At 56.3% G+C, this 20,468-nt stretch carries 14 protein-coding genes and 3 pseudogenes; 8 read left to right on the top strand and 9 right to left on the bottom strand.

The window, feature by feature from the left end:
• Positions 1-119 precede the first annotated feature (119 nt).
• The 3 genes and pseudogenes from ACIQ0R_RS03575 to tal form a co-directional block, all read left to right on the top strand.
• A pseudogene (locus ACIQ0R_RS03575) lies at positions 120-293 on the top strand (carbohydrate ABC transporter permease); the annotation flags it as partial.
• A 68-nt stretch (positions 294-361) separates the two neighbouring features.
• Positions 362-1,507, top strand: a complete 1,146-nt coding sequence (locus tag ACIQ0R_RS03570; protein WP_395823734.1) for an ABC transporter ATP-binding protein — start codon at positions 362-364, stop codon at positions 1,505-1,507.
• A gap of 127 nt (positions 1,508-1,634) precedes the next feature.
• A complete protein-coding gene (tal, locus tag ACIQ0R_RS03565) occupies positions 1,635-2,570 on the top strand; it encodes a transaldolase (protein ID WP_395823732.1) in 936 nt (311 codons plus the stop codon).
• Positions 2,571-2,693: 123 nt separating this feature from the next.
• On the opposite strand, the gene purU is transcribed toward tal, so the two are convergent.
• Together purU and ACIQ0R_RS03555 are read right to left on the bottom strand one after the other, a co-directional pair.
• Entirely contained in the window at positions 2,694-3,563 is an 870-nt protein-coding gene (gene purU / locus ACIQ0R_RS03560) for a formyltetrahydrofolate deformylase (protein ID WP_395823730.1), read from the bottom strand.
• Between the two features lie 216 nt (positions 3,564-3,779).
• On the bottom strand, positions 3,780-4,340 hold the full coding sequence (locus tag ACIQ0R_RS03555) for a polymer-forming cytoskeletal protein (protein WP_395823728.1): 561 nt from the start codon (positions 4,338-4,340) through the stop codon (positions 3,780-3,782).
• Positions 4,341-4,875: 535 nt separating this feature from the next.
• Here ACIQ0R_RS03555 and ACIQ0R_RS03550 point away from each other — a divergent pair.
• The 3 genes from ACIQ0R_RS03550 to ACIQ0R_RS03540 are packed head-to-tail and all read left to right on the top strand — an operon-like array spanning position 4,876 to position 7,849.
• Positions 4,876-5,961, top strand: a complete 1,086-nt coding sequence (locus ACIQ0R_RS03550) for a YjgN family protein (RefSeq protein ID WP_395823726.1) — start codon at positions 4,876-4,878, stop codon at positions 5,959-5,961.
• Between the two features lie 40 nt (positions 5,962-6,001).
• Positions 6,002-6,997 (top strand): M48 family metallopeptidase, encoded by a 996-nt coding sequence (locus ACIQ0R_RS03545; RefSeq protein ID WP_395823724.1) that lies wholly within the window; start codon positions 6,002-6,004, stop codon positions 6,995-6,997.
• Positions 6,998-7,054: 57 nt separating this feature from the next.
• Positions 7,055-7,849: a thymidylate synthase gene (locus ACIQ0R_RS03540; RefSeq protein WP_395823722.1), complete on the top strand. Its 795-nt coding sequence runs from the start codon at positions 7,055-7,057 to the stop codon at positions 7,847-7,849.
• Between the two features lie 66 nt (positions 7,850-7,915).
• On the opposite strand, the pseudogene ACIQ0R_RS03535 reads toward ACIQ0R_RS03540, so the two are convergent.
• The 7 genes and pseudogenes from ACIQ0R_RS03535 to ACIQ0R_RS03505 form a co-directional block, all read right to left on the bottom strand.
• Positions 7,916-9,385 (bottom strand): annotated as a pseudogene (locus ACIQ0R_RS03535) (efflux transporter outer membrane subunit).
• A 38-nt stretch (positions 9,386-9,423) separates the two neighbouring features.
• Positions 9,424-9,723: a hypothetical protein gene (locus ACIQ0R_RS03530; RefSeq protein WP_395823720.1), complete on the bottom strand. Its 300-nt coding sequence runs from the start codon at positions 9,721-9,723 to the stop codon at positions 9,424-9,426.
• Positions 9,724-9,738: 15 nt separating this feature from the next.
• Complete coding sequence (locus ACIQ0R_RS03525) at positions 9,739-10,509, bottom strand: efflux RND transporter periplasmic adaptor subunit (RefSeq protein ID WP_395823718.1); 771 nt, start codon at positions 10,507-10,509, stop codon at positions 9,739-9,741.
• A gap of 346 nt (positions 10,510-10,855) precedes the next feature.
• Positions 10,856-12,728: pseudogene (locus ACIQ0R_RS03520) on the bottom strand (ABC transporter ATP-binding protein).
• Positions 12,729-12,851: 123 nt separating this feature from the next.
• Entirely contained in the window at positions 12,852-14,483 is a 1,632-nt protein-coding gene (locus ACIQ0R_RS03515) for a glucan biosynthesis protein (protein ID WP_395823716.1), read from the bottom strand.
• Positions 14,484-14,495: 12 nt separating this feature from the next.
• The gene (gene mdoH, locus ACIQ0R_RS03510; RefSeq protein ID WP_395823714.1) at positions 14,496-17,132 is read right to left on the bottom strand and encodes a glucans biosynthesis glucosyltransferase MdoH; all 2,637 of its coding nucleotides are present in this window, start codon (positions 17,130-17,132) and stop codon (positions 14,496-14,498) included.
• Positions 17,105-18,676 (bottom strand): glucan biosynthesis protein G, encoded by a 1,572-nt coding sequence (locus ACIQ0R_RS03505; RefSeq protein WP_395823712.1) that lies wholly within the window; start codon positions 18,674-18,676, stop codon positions 17,105-17,107. The genes mdoH and ACIQ0R_RS03505 overlap by 28 nt, the downstream gene beginning before the upstream one ends.
• Before the next feature lie 373 nt (positions 18,677-19,049).
• Here ACIQ0R_RS03505 and ACIQ0R_RS03500 point away from each other — a divergent pair, with 373 nt between their 5' ends.
• Positions 19,050-19,562: a dihydrofolate reductase gene (locus tag ACIQ0R_RS03500; protein WP_395823710.1), complete on the top strand. Its 513-nt coding sequence runs from the start codon at positions 19,050-19,052 to the stop codon at positions 19,560-19,562.
• 288 nt (positions 19,563-19,850) lie between these two features.
• Positions 19,851-20,468, top strand: a 618-nt coding sequence (locus ACIQ0R_RS03495) for an Orn/Lys/Arg decarboxylase N-terminal domain-containing protein (protein WP_395823708.1), incomplete at its 3' end; no start/stop codon positions are given.

Raw genomic sequence — 20,468 nt, 5'->3', positions numbered from 1 at the left:
AGCATTCGACGCTTGGCTATCGTTCACCCTGCCAGTATTTAGATGACTGGCTCACTGAGCAACATCAGGAAAAACAGGCGGCATAAAAGCCACCTGTTGGGAGACGAAAAATCGAGGGAAGCTCACCGGTGACGGTGGCCCTGAACAATCTGGTGAACACCTCCACCGGTGTCACCGAATACAACGTCAACATGGCGGCCGCCATTATCGCCGCGCTGCCGACCTTGGTGGTGTATCTGCTGGCCGGGAAATATTTTGTGCGCGGGCTGACTGCTGGTGCGGTTAAAGGCTAACTTGAAGCGACTGGCCGCTGCCTTGGGCGCGGCCACGTAATGAATAAAATTTAAGGAATAAGTTAAAGATGGCAAGCTTATCAATTCGCAATGTACGCAAGGTCTACCCCAACGGCAACGAAGTCTTGAAGGGCATCGATCTCGACATCGAAGACGGCCAGTTCCTGATTCCGGTGGGCGGCTCCGGTTGCGGCAAATCGACCCTGCTGAACATGATCGCCGGCCTGGAAACCGTTTCCGAAGGACAGATCATGATCGGCGACCGCTGCGTCAACGACGTCGCGCCGAAGAAACGCGACATCGCTATGGTGTTCCAGTCCTACGCGCTATACCCGACCATGACGGTGCGTGAAAACATTTCATTCGGCCTCGGCATCCGCAAGGTGCCAAAAGCCGAACAGCAGAAGATCGTCGAGCGCGTCGCCACCACGCTGCAAATCACCCACCTGCTGGACCGCAAGCCGGCCTTGCTATCGGGCGGCCAGCGCCAGCGTGTCGCTATGGGCCGCGCCATTGCACGCGATCCTGCCTTGTTCCTGTTCGACGAACCGCTATCTAATCTGGATGCCAAGCTGCGCGTCGAAATGCGCGCGGAAATCAAACTGATGCACCAGCGTCTTGGCAGCACCATCGTCTACGTCACACATGACCAGATCGAAGCGATGACGCTAGGCGACCGCATCGCAGTGATGAAGGATGGCGTGGTACAGCAGTTCGGCAGCCCGCAGGAAATCTACGACAATCCAAGTAACCTGTTCGTTGCCGGCTTTATCGGCTCGCCGTCGATGAATTTCATGCACGGCAAGCTGGCAGCGAATGGGCACGGTGCGGCCTTCGAGCTGGAACACGGCGGCCAGAAGACATTGTTGCCACTGGCTCCGGCGCAAGCGCAGAAGCCATCGATTGGCAACTGGGTCGGCAAGGAAGTGATCCTCGGCATTCGCCCGGAACACATCACTGACGCCCAGAGCGCTCGCATATCGGACGCCAACGACACACACGGCGACTATCGCCCGACCGAAGTTGGCTGTACCGTCGAACTGACAGAGCCAACCGGCCCCGACACCCTGGTCTTCACCACCTTCAACAATGCGCGTGTAACCTGCCGCACCCACCCGCGCGCAGCGGCCAGGCCCAGGGACCAACTGCAACTGGCGTTCGACTTATCGAAGGCCGTGCTGTTCGATGCCAAGACCGAAGAACGTATTGGCTAAACACTAACGGGCAACTGACATTACTGCCAGGCGAGGTTGATGCTGCCAACACGAGCACTCACCGATAAATTGCGTAGAATGGCAGGAAGGCATTTCCGATTAACAGTTCCTGCTTTTCTACGCCGCCATGAATCAACTCGAACAACTCAAGCAATTCACCACCATCGTCGCCGACACCGGCGACTTCCAATCCATCAAGGCGTTCGCGCCGCGTGACGCCACCACCAATCCGTCGCTGATCCTGAAGGCGGTGCAGAAACCAGAGTACGCGCCGTTGTTGAGCCAGACTGTTAAAGAGCATGCAGGCCTCTCCACCGGCGACATCAATGATCGCCTGCTGATTGCCTTTGGCCAGGAAATTCTCAACATCATTCCAGGCCGCGTTTCGACCGAAACCGATGCGCGTCTGTCGTTCAACACCCAGGGCACCATCGACAAGGGACATGCACTGATCAAGCTGTATGAAGCCGCTGGCATCGACCGCGAGCGCGTGCTGATTAAAATTGCCTCGACCTGGGAGGGTATCCGTGCTGCAGAAGTTCTGCAAAAGGCGGGGGTGCATTGCAATCTCACCTTGCTGTTTTCTCTGCCACAGGCGATTGCCTGCGCCGAAGCAAAAGTGCAACTGATCTCGCCGTTCGTCGGCCGTATCTACGACTGGTACAAAAAATCCAGCGGTCATGACTACAACGGAGACGATGACCCGGGTGTGCAATCGGTCAAGCAGATCTACAGTTACTTCGGCAAATACGGCTACGCCACTGAAGTGATGGGCGCCAGCTTCCGCAATACTTCGCAAATCGTCGAACTAGCCGGCTGCGACCTGCTGACAATCAGCCCCGATCTTTTACAAAAACTGGCAGAAAGCGATGCGGCTGTGAGCCGCAAGCTGAGCCCGGAAGCGGCGCAACAGAGTGAGATACAAAAAATCAGTCTCGACGAAACCACATTCCGCACCATGCTCAACGACGATGCAATGGCAACCGAAAAATTAGCGGAAGGAATACGCCAGTTCAGCGCCGACGCAGTCAAGTTAGAGAAGATGGTCGAGGCCCTGCGCTAACACTGCAGCACCGGCAAGATGCCGGCAGCAAGAAAAAAATTGGCTCCACAGCAATGGGGCCAATTTTTATTTTAGATTTCAGTTTTGCGTTAAAACCAGAGTACCGGCAATCTTCATCCCACCTTACTTGAATACCACCGTCTTGTGCCCATTGAGTAAAATCCGATGTTCGATGAAGCACTTCACGGCCCGCGCCAATACCACGCATTCGACATCGCGCCCTATCGCCGTCAAGGTGTCCGGATCCATCGCATGGTCCACGCGCGCCACATCCCGCTCAATGATAGGCCCCTCATCCAGATCGCCTGTGACGAAGTGCGCCGTGGCGCCGATCAGCTTGACGCCACGGTCATGCGCCTGATAATAAGGCTTCGCGCCCTTGAAGCTGGGCAGGAATGAGTGATGAATATTGATAGCACGGCCGGTCAGTGCAGTGCACATCGAGGGCGACAGAATCTGCATATAGCGGGCCAGCACGACCAGATCGATGTTATTGGCATCGACAATCTCCATAACCCGCGCTTCCTGCGCCTGCTTGGCTTGGGCCGACGCGCCGGCCGCCAACGGCAGGTGATGGAATGGAATGTTATAGCTCGCCGCCAATTGGTAGAAATCGGTATGGTTGGAGACGATCGCCGGAATCTCTACCGGCAGCAGGCCGCTCTTGTAGCGGAACAACAGATCGTTGAGACAATGGCCGATCTTCGACACCATCAGCATCATGCGCGGCTTCTTGCCGGCATCATGCAATTGCCAATGCATTTTCATGGTATCGGCCAGAGCAGAAAACTGCGCGCGCAAGTCCTGATCGGAGATCGACACATCATCAGATGAAAAATGCACGCGCATGAAGAACAGCTGCGACTGTGCATCGCCAAACTGCGCGGAATCGATGATGTTGCAACCGTGATCGGCCAGAAAGCCCGAAACGCGGTGGACAATTCCGCGCTGATCGAGGCAGGACAAGGTGAGGATGTATTCTGGATGGCTCATGTGTATGTTATGAAGATTATGTAGACGACAATCCGGTACTGCAGCCGCAGGCTAAACCCGGTATTGTCGCATGCTTGCATGCACAACATACAATGTAGACAAAAATCGGGATCGGCATTGCGCCATCCCGCTTAATCACAACCAGTGCCAATGCGGCCGCGACACGCCGGCAAATGCGCCGCGATACCGCGTCGCAGCGGCATGTGACTAAATTAATTACACAGCGGCGGCAATAGTCTGAGCCGGAGCCGCAGTCTGGGCCGGGGCAGTGCTGGGCGCGGCGGGCTTGATACCGGTACCCACTTGCACTTCACCCGTCAGTTGCCCACCCTCCTCAATGACCACTTTGCCGTAGCGAATCTTCCCGGAAACCTTGCCGGTAGAATAAATTACCAGCTTCTCGCGAACATTCAGATCACCGTCGAACTCGCCGTAGATTTCAGCCAGATCGATTTCGGCAGAACCCTTGAAGGCACCCTTTTCTGCAATATGGATCACGCGCGAATTCATCGTCGCTTCGACGCGCCCCTCAACCACCAGCGTATCGCAATCGGTTATCTCGACGCCTCTGAGCTTAATATTGGGGCCGACGATCAATTTACTGCCGACTTCGTTAGTTCTGGACGACGTTACCTGACTGAAAGGAGTGCTTACTGTATTGCTCGCTTTTGGAATGGCAGAACTGCCGCTGGAGCTAAGGTTGCTGCCGGTATTGAAAGGAGAGTTAGGGGCCGGCGTATCGTGCTTGCCGCCAAAAAACGTATCTGATTTAAGCATGTGATCTCCTGGAAAATGCTGCGTAACCAATACAGCCTTTGTGCTGACTCAATCATCAAAATTAATCATCAAAATTAACCATCAATATTAATCATCAAAGTCAATAATCAAAACAGCGTCGACATCACACTCAGCTCAAATAGAGGCAAGTGATCCGTCATCGGCGACAATATTGGTGACAACTGAACGGTAGAGACGAAAGTCTCCCGCTTTCGAGGACGCTCTCTAGGAAAAGTTCAGGGCCAAAATCACTAATTTGTAACCGCACTCAAAACGACGCACGCAGGCCGCCAGGGCGATATGAAAAAGCCAAACGCCATATGTTTTCCTCACACAATCATCAGGTAATTTTTTAAGGCTTTCAGCCCCTTTAAATACGGCAACTTTGCCTTGACCAGAATGAGCGTCGTCACGAAATTTCTAACAGTCCTACAGAGCGCCAGGACTAAACGCTATTGACTTTCCTTTGTCAATCAGTCATCTTGTGTCGCTGACAATAACACCGCATCGACCATCACACGGGGACAAAATCGAAATGAAACCACCATTTTCCGACGAACCATCGCTCGAAGTCACGGCCCCGCCATTACAACCGACAGTCGAAGCATTTACATTTAGCGGGCGCGGCAGCGAATATTTCTGCATATGGATCGTCAATCTTTTACTCTCCATCGTGACACTGGGAATCTACTCAGCCTGGGCTAAAGTCCGGCGCACCAGGTACTTCTATGACAACACGAATCTCAATAGCAGCAGCTTCGAGTATCACGGCAATCCGCTAGCAATCCTGAAAGGCCGCATCATCGCAGTAGTGCTGATCGCAGCCTACAATATAGCGTTCCAGCTATCGCCAATCCTCGGCTTGCTGGCGTTGCTCCTGATGCTAGGGGCACTGCCGTGGCTGATCTGGAAAAGTTACCAATTCAAGTTGTACAACTCAAGCTACCGCGGTATCCGTTTTGGCTTCCGCGGCAACGCAAAGGAGTCCTACGTCAAATACCTGCTGCTGCCAATCTTGTCCGTTATCACGGCAGGACTACTCTTGCCATTTGCCCATCAGCGCAGCAAAAAATATCTGCACGAGGAAAGCAAATTCGGCAAGACGCATTTCTCATTCGACGCCAGCGCCGGTTCCTTTTATAAGGCCTACCTGATCGCTGCCGCCATCGCTCTGGTTGGCTACTCGGTCATTTTTATGATATTCGGCAGCACCGCATTGGTGGCATTCGGAGACCCGAAAAATGCTGGGAGAGACGCTCTGGGGCTTCTCAGCCTGATGTTTTTCTGCATATATGCGTGGACTTTCCTGATAGTACCGCTATTCCTGAGCATGATCCAGAACCTGATCTGGAGCCATACCAAGCTGGGGCAGCATCAGTTCCACAGCAGTCTTAAATGGTCGAAAATGGCGTTCATCATGATCACCAACCTGATCGGCATCGCGGTTACGCTTGGTTTGTTTACACCATTCGCGCAGATCCGCGCGCTCAAGTATCGGGTTGAATCAGTGACCCTGAACGCAGTAGGTTCGCTTGACAACTTTGTCGCAGATAAAGAGGCTCACGGCTCGGCGACCAGCGAAGGCATATCCGACCTCCTCGATTTCGATCTGTCTCTTTAAGACTGCATCGGAAAATCCTGCACCGGGAACTCAAATAAGCATGCAATCCAAAACGGTATCGGCATTTTATTTCGATGGCCAAACTTCCCGCAGGCACTCGGTAACGCTGACAGTCGATGCCGAAATCGCCTATATCTCTGGTGAGGTGCATCGGCAAATGCCGCTTGCCGACCTGCGTGTTTCTGAACGGGTATCCAAAGCTGCGCGCAAGGTAACCTTCGCCGACGGTGCTTATCTTGAAATCGCCGACACCGAGGCATTTACCGAGTTGCTGGCGGGTACCGGATACCAGGATCCTTTGGTAGTGCGAATGCAGCAGAGCTGGCGCACCACCGTACACGCCACTATTGGATTGATCCTGATTCTGGTGCTGGGCTACATATATCTCCTTCCGGCGGCTTCGGGCCTGATCGCAGAGGCGTTGCCGGAGTCGATTGAGAGGCAGATTGGCAAGGGCACTCTGGAATTTCTGGACCAGCACATGTTCAGCGCCCCTACCCTGCCACAGTCTCAGCAGCAAGCAATCGCCAGCCGCTTCCGCGCTCTGCAGCCGCCAGTGCAAGGTGCGCCGGACTACCAAATCATTTTCCGCAACGACAAAACCGGACCCAATGCGTTTGCACTGCCTTCCGGCGAAATTGTCGTCACCGACCAACTGGTGCGCCTGCTCAACGACGACGCGCTAATGGGCGTGCTGGCGCATGAACTTGGCCATTTGCACCGGCGGCACATGGTAAGACGACTGATTCAGGGATCGGCAGTTGGCGCCACCGCCTTATTGCTGTTCGGCGATGTATCGACATTAATAGCCGGCATTCCACCGGTGGTGCTCGATCTGAAGTATTCGCGCGATATCGAGTCAGAAGCCGACGACTATGCGATCGCGATGTTCAAGGCCAACGGCGTCAGCCTGGGAAAACTGGCTTATACCTTCGAAAAACTCGACGGTGAATCAACCCGGTTCTCGACTTACCTGTCGACTCACCCACCGAGCAAAGAGCGTATCAATCGGATATTGAAGGCGCAGACAGAATAAGAATGGCAGGCAGATACGCTACAATCCTGCCATCCGCTTCAGTAATTACGACAAAAAATGCGCCAATATCTTGATCTCATACACCATGTGCAACAACATGGCACCATCAAAACTGATCGCACCGGCACCGGCACCCGCTCGGTGTTCGGCTACCAGATGCGCTTCAACCTGCAAGACGGCTTCCCGCTGCTGACCACCAAGAAGCTGCACCTGCGCTCGATCATCCATGAATTGATCTGGTTTCTCAACGGTTCGACCAACATCAAATACCTAAAAGACAACGATGTAAAAATTTGGGACGAATGGGCCGACAGCGACGGCAACCTGGGCCCGATCTATGGTTATCAGTGGCGCTCCTGGCCAGCGCCCAACGGCGAGCATATCGATCAGATCACGCAAGTCATTGAACAAATCAAGAATAATCCGGATTCACGACGGCTGATCGTATCTGCCTGGAATGTCGCGGATATTCCTCAGATGAAACTGCCGCCCTGCCACGCTTTTTTTCAGTTCTATGTGGCCGATGGCAAGCTGTCATGCCAGTTGTACCAACGCAGTGCGGACATCTTCCTCGGGGTGCCTTTCAACATCGCCTCTTATGCATTGCTGACCCACATGGTGGCCCAGCAATGTGGGCTGGATGTCGGCGATTTCATCTGGACCGGCGGCGATTGCCATCTTTACGCCAACCATGCTGAGCAGGTCGAACTGCAATTGTCACGCACTCCCGGCCCATTGCCGCAACTGCACATCAGGCGCAGGCCGGAGTCGATCTTCGATTATCGGTTCGAGGACTTTGAAATCCGCGACTATCATCCGCAAGCTCATATCAAGGCGCCAGTAGCGGTATAACGACGCAAGCGGCAAGCTTTTTTAGCCGACGCGTGCCGGGCTAACTATGCCAGTCGCGTATAAAGTTCAGCGTGGCCACATCCGTGCCCACGCTACGATCTCTCGGTAACCGGCGTGCCAGCGGGCATCTTGCCAGCCCCCGCCCAACGCTTTGTAAAGCGATACGGTGGCCTTCAAACGCTTGAGTTTGATCTGCCCCAATTCGTTCTGCACTTCCGACAACGAGCGCTGGGTATCGAGCACCGTCATCAAATCTTCGGCGCCGCTGCGATAACGGATTTCCGACAATTCGAAAGCAAAGCGCGCCTGCTCCATTTCCGTGTTCTTCAACTTGCTCTGTTCATCCAGACTACGTATTTGTCCCAGCGCCGTATCAACCTCGGACAGCGCATTGATCACAGTGGAACGATAAACCTGCACCAGTTCCTGTTTCTGCGCGATGGCCAGATCACGCTGACTGCTTAGGCGACCGGCGTCGAAGATCGGTGCTACCAGGCCTGCCCCCAAATTCACCAGCATGTTTGGCCCGTTAAACAACGATAGCAAGGCATTACTCTGGCCACCGGCGGACCCGGTCAGGCGAATACTCGGGAATAGCGCGGCACGCGCTACTGCGACGTTGGCATTGGCAGCCGCTAGCTGTGCCTCGGCGTGACGGATATCCGGCCGCCGCGACAGCAATTCCGAGGGCAGGCCCGGCGTCACCTGCGGCAGCAGGATCTTGGCGAGCCCTGGCTCGTTGACTCTGAAGGTTTGCGGCGCACGCCCAAGCAAGATCGCTAGTGCAGTTTGCGCCTCACGCTCTTGCTGCATAAGATCCGGTATTACTGCTTTCTGGCCAGCGACGGCCGACCGTTGACGCGCCAGATCGAGTGGCGATGCGGCCCCGGCCCGGCTTTGCGCGCCAACCAGATTGAGCACACGCTCAGCATTGGCGACGTTCTGCTGGGCGATTTCCAGGCGATCACGCAAGGAGAGCACCTGTAAATAGGTCGAGACGATACCGCTGGTGACAGTCAGCGCCACCGTTTCGCGGTCATAACGATTGGCCTGCAGCGATGCTTCGGCTGCCACCAGGCCAGCCTTGTTCTTTCCCTAGAAATCGACTTCGTAGCCAATTTCCAGCAAACCGCTGGTGGATGTCGCGGCGGTGCCGTTGGAAGCAAGCGGCAGCGCACGATTGATGCTGGTGTAAAAATCCACATTCGGCAGCAACGGCGCACCAGCGATACGCGCCTGCGCCTGAGCCTGATGCACACGTGATATGGCGGCAGCGATTTCCAGATTACTGGCTTGCCCCTCAGCCACCAACTGGCTCAATTCATCGCTGCCAAATTTTCTCCACCAACTGCTGTCAGGCCAATCCTGCTCGCCGTTGTTGGCAGACAGATCCCAACCTGGCGGTATCTCCACGCTGGGCGTTGCCTCCTTGGTTTCAATCTGCTGGCCGGCACAGCCAGCCAGCAGCAGCAGCAACAAAAGCCCGTTAGCGCACAGAGCAGCCACAGAGACAAAACGAATCGGGCTACGAGACATAGGTATCTCCAAGAGGCGTCTCCATCAACGCACCTTGCTCAGTGGGGGAGAGGCGCGCCGGCAGACGGCGGCGCGCCTCTACTCACGCTAGCCGAGGCGCTGGCAGCAACGGCAACAGCAGGCACCACGACTTGCTCTCCTGGCGCCAATCCGGCCAGAACCTGCGCCATTTTCTGATTCCGAATCCCGATCTTTATATCGCGCGACATGAGTTGCTGATTGGCTCCCGAGACTTGCACGTGATAGCTGCCATCTGCTTCGGGCTTGTCCAACACGGCAACCGGCACGACGATGGCATCATGCGCCTGCGCCAGTACGAAACTGACCTGCGTGCTCATGCCGCTCATCAATTGCTATTGCGGATTATCGACTTCAAACAAGACGTTATAGAAAGTTTGCTTGCCCTGCTCGCCCGAGCCGTCGGCCGGAACCGGAATGACTTGGCGCAACTTGCCCGACCAGCGCTTACCCGGATAGCCAGGGGTGCTGAAATACGCGGTCATGCCTTTATGCAGCAGCGGCACATCGATTTCGGCAACCCGTGCCTGTACCGTCAGATGGCTCAGGTCGGCAATCCGCATCAGCGGTGCGGTAGGCTGGCCCGCATTCACCGTCTGGCCCGGGCGCGCCGCTACCGATATGACAGTGCCGCTGATCGGTGCCACCACTTGGGTATGGTTACGGATTTCCTCCTCGTCTTTCATGGTCGCTTCGGTCTGGCGAACCTGGGCATTGATTGCCTCGACCCGGGCTGCTGCCGAGTACATGCCCATGCGGCTCGATTCGAACGATTCCTCACGCGTGGCGTTCTCCGCTTTCAACTGCGTCTGACGCTTGAATTGCAACTCTGCAAAATCGAGTTGCGCGCGCTGGTCGGCTAATTCAGCTTGCAACCTTGCCAGTTGGGCACGATTGCTTTCCACTCGCGCCATCGGCAGGGTCGGCATGATTTCCACCACCATCTTGCCTGCCTTGACCTCATCACCCACCACCACCAGCACATCTTTAATCTGCCCGGAAACCTGCGCCATTACATCGCTATATTTATGCAATTGCAATTTGCCGTTGGCAAATACCGACTGTTCGATGTCGCCGCGTTCAACCGCAACAGTCTGTACGCGCACCGGGGCTGTGACAGGCGGTGGTGAAGACCGATGCCAAAAATTTTTCCATAACAGCCACCCCCCAAACGCTATCAACAACGCCAGGATAGCAATTAGCCAGCGTCGGCCGGTGTGGCCAAACGATGATAGAGAAGCTGAAGTATTGCTTGATTCAACAGTCATTGGTACGAAGTCAGAAATAGTCACATAAATCGGTGGTCGCCGGTGCCTGGCTGCCAAGCGCCCGGCGGCTTGCCAACCGCATCAACGGTAATACTTAAGCATCCGGCAACGAATCATACCCCGCGGCGAGATCACACAGTGCGTCGACACCACCGGCCAATGCAGCAACTCGCCTTTGTGGCCATTATGCCAGCGCCGCTTGTGTGACTCCCTCTTGCACGGCGTCGTCATCAATTTCCTCGCCCAGGAAACCGCCGCTCTGATGCGCCCACAAGCGTGCATACAGACCGCCGCGTTGCAGCAGGCTGTGGTGATCGCCTTCTTCAACGATGCGCCCCTTGTCGAGCACCACCAGCCGATCCATGGCGGCAATGGTCGATAAGCGATGTGCGATCGCCACCACGGTCTTGCCTTCCATCAAACGATACAGGCTGGCCTGGATCGCGGCTTCGACTTCGGAATCGAGCGCGCTGGTGGCCTCATCCAGCAGCAAGATCGGCGCGTCTTTCAACATGACGCGCGATCGCAATCCGCTGGCGCTGGCCGCCGGAGAGCTTTACGCCACGCTCGCCGACATGGGCGTCGTAGCCGGTCCGTCCGTTGGGATCGGTCAGGCTCAGAATGAAGTCATGCGCTTCAGCGCGTTTGGCCGCTGCCAGCATATCGGCATCAGTTGCGTCGGGACGGCCATAGAGCAGGTTGTCGCGTACCGAACGATGCAGCAACGACGTATCCTGCGTCACCATACCGACCTGAGCGCGCAAGCTGTTTTGCGTGACCTGCGAGATATCCTGGCCATCGATCAGGATCCGACCTTGCTCAACATCATAGAAGCGCAGCAGCAAATTGACGATGGTCGACTTGCCGGCACCGGAGCGGCCGACCAGGCCGATCTTTTCGCCGGGCCGGATGTTCAGCGATAACTGTTCAATGACCGGCCGCTTTCCACCATATACGAAGCTGACGCGATCAAAAATCAGTTCGCCGCTCTTTACCTGCAACGACTTGGCATCGGGCTGGTCCAGCACGGCGTGCGGCCGTGCCAGGGTGTTGATACCGTCCTGCACCGTGCCGACTTGCTCAAATAGCGACGCCATTTCCCACATTACCCAATGCGAGATGCCATTCAGACGCAAGGCCATTGCGGTCGCCGCCGCCACCGCGCCGATGCCAACCTGGCCCTGGGTCCACAGCCACAGTACCACGCCTGCGGTACCAAGGATCAACAACATGCTCAGTGTATGGTTGACGATCTCGAAACCTGTCACCAGGCGCATCTGGCCATGCACGGTCTGCAGGAACTCCTGCATTGCCGAACGCGCGTACCCGGCTTCACGACCGGCGTGCGAGAACAGCTTGACCGTAGCAATATTGGTATAGGCATCGGTGATACGGCCGGTCATCAGGGAGCGCGCATCGGCCTGCGCCTTGGCGACCCGGCTCAGGCGCGGTACAAAAAACCATAGCGCCAGCGAATAAAACAACAGCCAGCCGAGGAAAGGCACCAGCATCCAGCCGCTAAAACTGCCGACCACCGCCACCATGGTGACAAAGTAGATCACTACGAACACCAGAATATCGCACAGGATCATACAGACATCGCGCACCGCCAGCGAAGTCTGTATGACTTTGGTGGCAACCCGGCCGGCGAATTCGTCCTGATAAAAATGCATGCTCTGGTTCAGCATGAGTCGGTGGAATTTCCAGCGCAGCATCATCGGGAAGTTACCCGCCAGCGCCTGTTGCTTGAACATGCTTTGCAAAGCGACGACGACCGGGCTGGCCAGCAATATTGCTACCAACAACAGTAAACTGCCGCTCTGATGGGCTCATAACGTGGCCGGTTCGGCGCCCCCCAGCCAATCGACAACCCGTCCCATCATTGCAAACAACAGGGCCTCGAACGCACCGGTGACTGCTGTCAGCAAGGTCATCGCAACAATATACGGGCGCAAGCCCTTGGTGCAACTCCAGACAAAGGCAAAAAAGCCGCGCGGCGGCGGCGTTACGGCGCTGTCCGGATAAGGATGCACCAACCTTTCAAACCAACCAAACATGGGAATACTCCAAAAAAAAGCAGTGCGCAAAACGCAGCCAAGCCGCACAGTATATTGCAAATGTGTAAGAAACCTGGAGCACTGGGGGCTTTTTGGACGAGACGGTCAACTCACTTAACGATGTCAAGCCGGCCACCGCCCGACATCGCTGCAAAACCGGCTAGAAAACCCGCTGCGCCGGGGTGGCGGCGTCCATTGATAGAGCCACGTTTCACTGAGAGGCTGGCCATCGGCCACCAGATACACACGGATATCGATCGGCGCGACGCTGTCATCGACCGGCTTCAGGTCAAAAATGGCGCGATAGCCTTGGATCGCCTCGAGCGGACGCGCCGACGTTATCTCGACCTTGCCGCGCGACGCGCTGATGATTGCCTGCACCTTGGCATCCTTGCCCAGCAGCGCCAGATCGCCACCGGCAAAATCGATGACGAAACGGCGCGAATAATACGTGCGTTTCTGACCAATTACACCACCCGTGCCGGTGCGGGTAGCCACCGCCTGCGCCAGCGGTGGTAAAAACGGCATCTTGCTGCCCCATTGCAGGCGATAAGCAAACAACATTTCCTGCCCTGGCTGCGGCTTCTCGGTGGGATGCCAGAATGCCACGATGTTGTCGAAGGTTTCATCGAGCGTCGGGATTTCCACCAGTTGTACAGCGCCCTTGCCCCATCCGGATTTTGGCTCTACCCACAGGCTTGGGCGGCGATCATAGAATACGCCGTCATCTTGGTAATGATCGAAATTACGGTCGCGCTGCAATAGGCCGAAACCGCGCGGGTTTTCATCCTGATAAGCGTTGAAGCGCAGCTGTTCTGGATTAACCAACGGTCGCCAGACCCACTCACCGTTGCCACGCTGCATGGATAAGCCATCGGAATCGTGGATTTCCGGGCGCCAGTCGTCGCTGACGCCAAGACGGCGGTCATTCTCTCCAAACTGGAACATGCTGGTTAGCGGAGCGATCCCCAAGCGTTCGATTGTCTTGCGTGGATACAGAGCGACATCGACATCCATGACCATCGTCGCCGACGGCTGGATTTCAAAGCGATAGGCGCCCGCCACGCTGGGCGAATCAAGCAGCGCATACACCACCAGCTTGCCCGAATCTTTGGCCGGACGTTCCAGCCAAAAACTGGTAAACAACGGAAATTCTTCGGGCCGATCCATGCCGCAATCGATCGCCAGGCCACGCGCCGACAAGCCATATTGCCACTCGGCGCCAACCGCGCGGAAATAACTGGCGCCAAGGAACGCAGTGATGTCGCGCTGCAGGTCAGTATGGAAATTCACCCGGAACCCGGCAAAGCCAAGGTCCTTAGGCAGGTGGCTGGCCTTCAAGCCGCTCTTGCCATAATTAAACATGGCCGGATCATAGGCCAGTTCCTGCGCCTGACCGTTCTGCAATTCATAGATCTGCACCGGGCTCTTGAAGAACAGACCGAGATGGAAGAACTTGACCTGAAAACGCAACTGATCCTTAGCCCACAGCGCATGATCACCGCGACATCCAATGGCTTGGTACTGATCCCAGTCGAGTGCGTTTACTTCGGGTGGGATATGATTTTCCGGTAGCTGATATGGCTGGCCGGCGAGTTGCCTGGCATGCCCCTTGAGCCAGGCGTAATCGAAGGCCTTAGGCTGTCCCAGGAATTTTAAATGTTCTGGCGCCGCGGCTGCCGCCAGCAGCGAACTTGCAGGAAACCCGGCGGCGGCAAGCGCCGCCGACGCTCTTAAAAAATCACGTCGTAACATGCTACTCCTTGCTTAATTGTTTCTGTCGTGCGAGCCAGACGTGGCCAACAAAGCTTGCCAGCGGCGATTCGCCTGTGCTGAGTTCCAGATATCGAAATGCAGTTGCGAGAGCATCAACGGATCGTCCAGCAACGCATTTTTTTGCTGCGCTGTCAGGCCGTCGGGACCACCCGTCAATGCGCGCTGAACCAATGCCGCACGCGTTGCCCAGGTGGCAGCCGGAACCCGCGGGCGTGCCGTAACGGCCGCACACAGCAAGGCATTGCACAGTGGGTCAACCACGGCGTCATTGAAGTTCGCCAGCACTTTGCCATTTTCGTTGTACAAAGTGGTCGCCGCCAGTTCAGGCGGCAAATCGACTTCTTCCGGAATCACGAACAGGCGCGCACCACGGAAACTGCGGCCCAACGTGACGCGGCTGGAAAACACCGACAATGGAATCGACAGCAGCAGCGAACCAACGATCGGCAACAGCCACCAAAGAAATCCGGGTTCCAGCCAATATACTGCGCCACCCCAGAGTAGTCCCAGCACAGTGTGGCCGCCGTGACGGCGACAGGCTTCGCCCCAACTGGTCTCGGCATCCTCACGTGGCGGCGATTTCCAACTGATGGTCCAACCCAGGAAAGCGCCGACTACAAAGCGCGTATGAAACAACATGCGAACCGGCGCCAGCATGGCCGAGAACAGCAGCTCCATGACCATGCTTGCCGCCAGCCGCAGCGCACCGCCGAATTCGCGTGCGCCCTTGACCCAGATCAGCAATACACTGAGTACCTTTGGTAGAAACAGCAACGTCGCCGTCGCCGTGAACAACGCCAGGGCCCGTTCCGGATGCCATTCCGGCCAGAGCGGAAACAGTTGTCCCGGCGCCGAAAAATACTCCGGTGCCACCAGCGTATGCACTGCCAGCAGTACCGTCGACAACAACAGTGACAAGAACCACAGCGGCGCTGACAGGTAGGCCATCACGCCGGTGACGAACACCGCGCGATGCACCGCATGCATGCCGCGCGCCAGGAATAGTCGAAAATTCATCAGATTGCCCTGACACCAGCGGCGATCTCGCTTCAGTTCGTCCAGCAGATTGGGGGGCATTTCTTCATAGCTACCAGCCAGGTCATAAGCAATCCAGACGCCCCAGCCGGCACGCCGCATCAGCGCCGCCTCGACAAAATCGTGCGAGAGGATTTCGCCGGCCAATGCCCCCTCCCCCGGCAACGGCGCCAACGCACAATGCTGCATGAAAGGTTGCAGGCGAATGATCGCGTTGTGCCCCCAATAGTGTGATTCACCCAGTTGCCAGTAGTGCAATCCGGCGGTAAACAACGGGCCGTACACGCGCGTCGAAAACTGTTGGATACGCGCATACAAGGTGTCGCGCCCGGCCGCGCGTGGCGCGGTCTGGATAATACCGGCGGTTGGGTTAGCCTGCATCAGGCGCACCAGTGTGCTCAGGCAGGTGCCGCTCATGACGCTATCGGCGTCGAGTACGATCATGTAGCTGTATTGCGATCCCCAGCGGCGACAGAAGTCATCAATGTTGCCGCTCTTGCGCTTGACCCGGCGTCGCCGATGCCGATAGAAAATCCGGCCGAAGCCGCCAACCGTGCGGCACAAGGTTGACCAGGCATCCAGCTCGGCGGTGCAGATATCGCTGTCGCCACTGTCGCTGAGCACAAAAAAATCGAAGCGATCCAGTTCACCGCTAGCCTGCACCGACTCGTAAGTCGCGCGCAAACCGGCGAACACCCTGGTGACATCTTCGTTACAAATCGGCATCACGATTGCCGTCCTGGCCTCAGCCGGAATGAGTCCGGGGGCTGCATCTTCGCGTGAAATGACGTAGCGGTCGGTGCCGCGCATCAGTACCAGAAAACCCGCCATCGCAGTCCAGAACCCGGCCGACACCCAGCAAAACAGAAGCGCAAACAGAACCAGGGTCACCATTTCGAGCGGTTTGGCACCGTGATACGGCAGCACCGCGCTCATGAAATAAGTTGCCAATGCGGTCTGCGCCAGCATTAACACCAACAACACGATGCGCCGCAGATTGCCGCGCGACGTGCTGTGGTGCTGATCCTGGCTGCCCACCGCCGTAACGGCCTGCAACTCCTGTTGCGGCTGCGGCGAGCGCGTCGAACCAACCGCCTGCTTGCGACGCCGCTGCGTGGCACGCGGACGCAGATCGAATTTGCGATTGGCGGTGTCGACCCAGCGCACCAATGGATTCAGTGTGCCCCACGGATGGGCGACAATCGGGGTGCGTTTGAGCGGCGGCGCGATTGCGATTCGGGTCAGACCGGCGGCGTCGGTGCAGATGGCTGGCGTATATTGCCGGGTCGGCGCTACAGCCGGCTGGCCGGCCGGTGACTGGGCGAACCCTAGTTGCAGCCGGGCGGCAACCGAAGCATAGGCAGGGTTGACCGCCAAGACTGGCGCAGCACTTGCCTCGACACTATCGGCTAACGCCTGGTGCAAAGCGGCCATTGACGACTTGCCGCTCTGTGCAACGCGCTCCAGCAAGGCAGAACGCTGCCCGGCCGATAACGGTAAGCGTTGCAGATAGCTTTCGCAGATGTCCGGCGCGGCCGACGGCGATGGCGATGGCGATTCGCGTTCTAGTTGGGCGGTAATATGTAGCTCCATGTCTCGGATAAAGTTGTGCTGCCGCTGCGCAGGAAGCCGCGCAGCTCAACCGGTTTGTTGTCTTCGTTACGACGCACGCGCAGTATCATGCGCCAGCCTCCGGTGGCATCGTTGCGGATCACCTTGGTATCGAGCAGCTTGCCATTGTCATCGATACTGACCACGCCCTCCGGCTGGACCTTGCCCGACAACTTCTTGAATACCGGCCCTTCGAAATCGACAATCAGGCCGATACCATTACTATTGTCATCGCTCTTCTTCTGCACACTCTGGCCGCGCCGGGTCTGGGTTACCCACGACAGCGGTGGCCGCTTGTCAGCATCTTTCTGCCAGAGCAAGGTGTATTCCAGGTTAAATGGCTGACCTACTTTAGGCGCAGTCTCAGGCACCCAATAGGCAACAATATTATCGTTGGTATCGTCGGGGGTAGGAATCTGCACCAGCTCAACCCTGCCATTGCCCCAGTTGCCTTTCGGCTCAACCCAGGCGCTCGGATGTTTTTCAAATCTGCTGCCGAGATCCTGATAGCTGGCAAAATTACGGTCACGCTGCATCAAGCCGAAGCCGGCGGGATTACTAAGCGCATATGAGGTCACCAGCAAGCGCTTGGGATTGACCAAGGGGCGCCAGATCCATTCGCCGGTGCCGGAAGCCACCGACAAGCCGTCGGAATCATGCACCTCAGGCCGGAAATCTTCGTGCGCCGAGCGCTGATTATCGCCATGCAGATACATGCTGGTTAACGGCGCCAGGCCCAGCTTGCTGACATTTTCGCGCAGATACAGCTGGACCTTGACGTCAATTGCGGTATCCACACCGGGCTTTAATACAAACCGGTAGGCGCCTGTGGCACGAGGTGAGTCGAGTAAAGCATAGATGGTCAGCTCCTTCACGCCAGCTGCAGGCCGATCAACCCAGAACTCCGTAAAGCGCGGAAATTCTTCGCCGGAACTCAGGCCGGTATCGATCGCCAGGCCACGCGCCGAGAGGCCATAAGTCTGATCCTTACCGAGGCCGCGAAAATAACTGGCACCCAGAAATGACAAGACCTCGTCTTTATATTTAGCGGTATTGACCGGATAGTGCACGCGGAAACCGGCAAAGCCGAGCGCACGCAGTTTGCGCAAAACAACCTTGTTATCGCCGAACTCGAAATCGTTCGGATCGAAGCGAATCTCATGCACGTTCTGACCGTTGATCTCATTAATCTTTAGCGGTTGATCAAACGCATATCCCTCATGAAAAAAAGCCAGCTCGAACGGCAGCTTCTGATGGCGCCAAAGCGATTTTTCGGGTTTGAAACGGATCGCTTTGCATTGTTCGTAATCGAGATTAGCTATCTCTTTTGGCAGATTGCTTTTCGGCTTAACGTAAGAAGTCGCAGCCAGCTCTTTGGCGCGCTTGGCGACATTATTAAAATCAAACGCAAACGCATTATTGCCGATGAATGGCAACAACAACGCAAGCGTGACCGGCAACACCGCCAAGCGCACCCGCGCAGGCATGCGAGACAGCGACGTCCGCTGAGATAAAGTTAAATGCATTGGATTCCCATCTGACACTGCTGAGATTGACCTGTTCGCCGTCCCGGTCGGGCAGGATCGAGAGCAAGCCTTAGCGTCTTAGTTTATCAGTGTTCTGTAACTTTCTATGCCCATCAAGAAAGGACTTGGCGACAATTTAAATACTCCGCACCATCAATAAACAAAGCGCTGCACTGAGTGGTATCGGTCCAAATTTGTCAAGTTGACAGCACTACTTTGTCGCCGGGCGCCGCGGCAATAGAATCCCGCGTCACATTGACGCCCTATAGTGACTAAGAGCAATCAGATGCTGACAAAGTTCCATCGGTAACTTTATAGTAAGATCAGGGTTTTTCAACCAAGCTGAATATTTCCGGCCAATCCGCCAGCGCCCATGACCTCTCGCCTCACCATTATCGTCGCCACCGACGCCCGCAACGGCATTGGCATTAACAGTACCCTGCCCTGGCATTTGCCGGAAGACCTGGCGCATTTCAAGCGCACCACTTCCGGCCATCCGATCATCATGGGCCGCAAGACCTTTGAATCGATCGGCCGGCCCTTGCCCGGGCGGCGCAATATAGTAATTACCCGCAATCCAGACTGGCGCCATGACGGCGTCGAAGGCGTTTCCTCACTGGCCGCAGCTGCCGCCCTGGCAGGCGATGCCGAAGCCTTCATCATCGGCGGCGCTGAAATCTACGCAGCCGCCCAGCCGCTGACGCAACGCCTGATCGTCACAGAAATTAAGCACAGTTTCGATTGCGACGCTTTTTTCCCCGCCCGCGACCCGCAACAATGGGAAGAAATCTCACGCGAAAACCATCACTCTGACGCAAATGATTTCGACTACTCATTTGTGGTGTATCAGCGCCGCTCAGCCGCTCCAGGCGAGGCCAGCAGTTAACCCGATCAGATGACGGAGTGACATCTGTTGTTTTCTGCAGGAATTCCCTCATCTTTATCCCCAATTTTGGGCATATCTGCGAAAATTCGACTTTCTTTTTCAGCGCCATCATTACCGCAGTAAAGCACATAGGGTGGGCAACTGTGCCGACGCATCAATCCACGCCACGCATATCGCGGTTTGGGTGCTGTCTGAACTTGTATTCCGGCTATTACAATCCCGCGTTGGCACGATGTGCCCACCCTGAGTGATAGCCTTGTTATCAACAACCGTCTCTTGGAGACCTCAATGAAATTCCGTTTCCCGATCGTCATCATTGACGAAGACTTCCGCTCCGAAAACACTTCCGGTCTTGGCATCCGCGCGCTTGCCGATGCCATGGAAACCGAAGGCATGGAGGTCTTGGGCGTCACCAGCTACGGCGATCTGTCGCAGTTCGCCCAGCAACAATCGCGGGCGTCGGCTTTTATCCTATCGATCGACGACGAGGAATTCGGCGGCGGCTCGTTCGAAGAAACCGACCATGCGCTGAAATCGCTGCGCGCCTTCGTCGAAGAAATCCGCCACAAAAATGCCAACATCCCGATCTACCTGTACGGCGAAACGCGCACCTCGCGCCACATTCCGAACGATATCCTGCGCGAACTGCATGGCTTCATTCACATGTTTGAAGACACCCCGGAGTTCGTCGCACGCCACATCATCCGCGAAGCGAAAGCATATCTGGACGGCCTGTCGCCGCCGTTTTTCCGGGCACTGGTGCATTACGCGCAAGACGGCTCCTACTCCTGGCACTGCCCTGGACACTCCGGCGGCGTGGCTTTCCTGAAATCGCCAATCGGCCAGATGTTCCACCAGTTTTTCGGCGAAAACATGCTGCGCGCCGACGTCTGCAACGCCGTTGAA

It is taken from the genome of Collimonas sp., assembly GCF_044339385.1.
GTDB lineage: Bacteria > Pseudomonadota > Gammaproteobacteria > Burkholderiales > Burkholderiaceae_D > Collimonas.
Note: the sequence above shows the minus strand (reverse complement) of the source record. Positions and strands in the feature narration are given on the sequence as shown.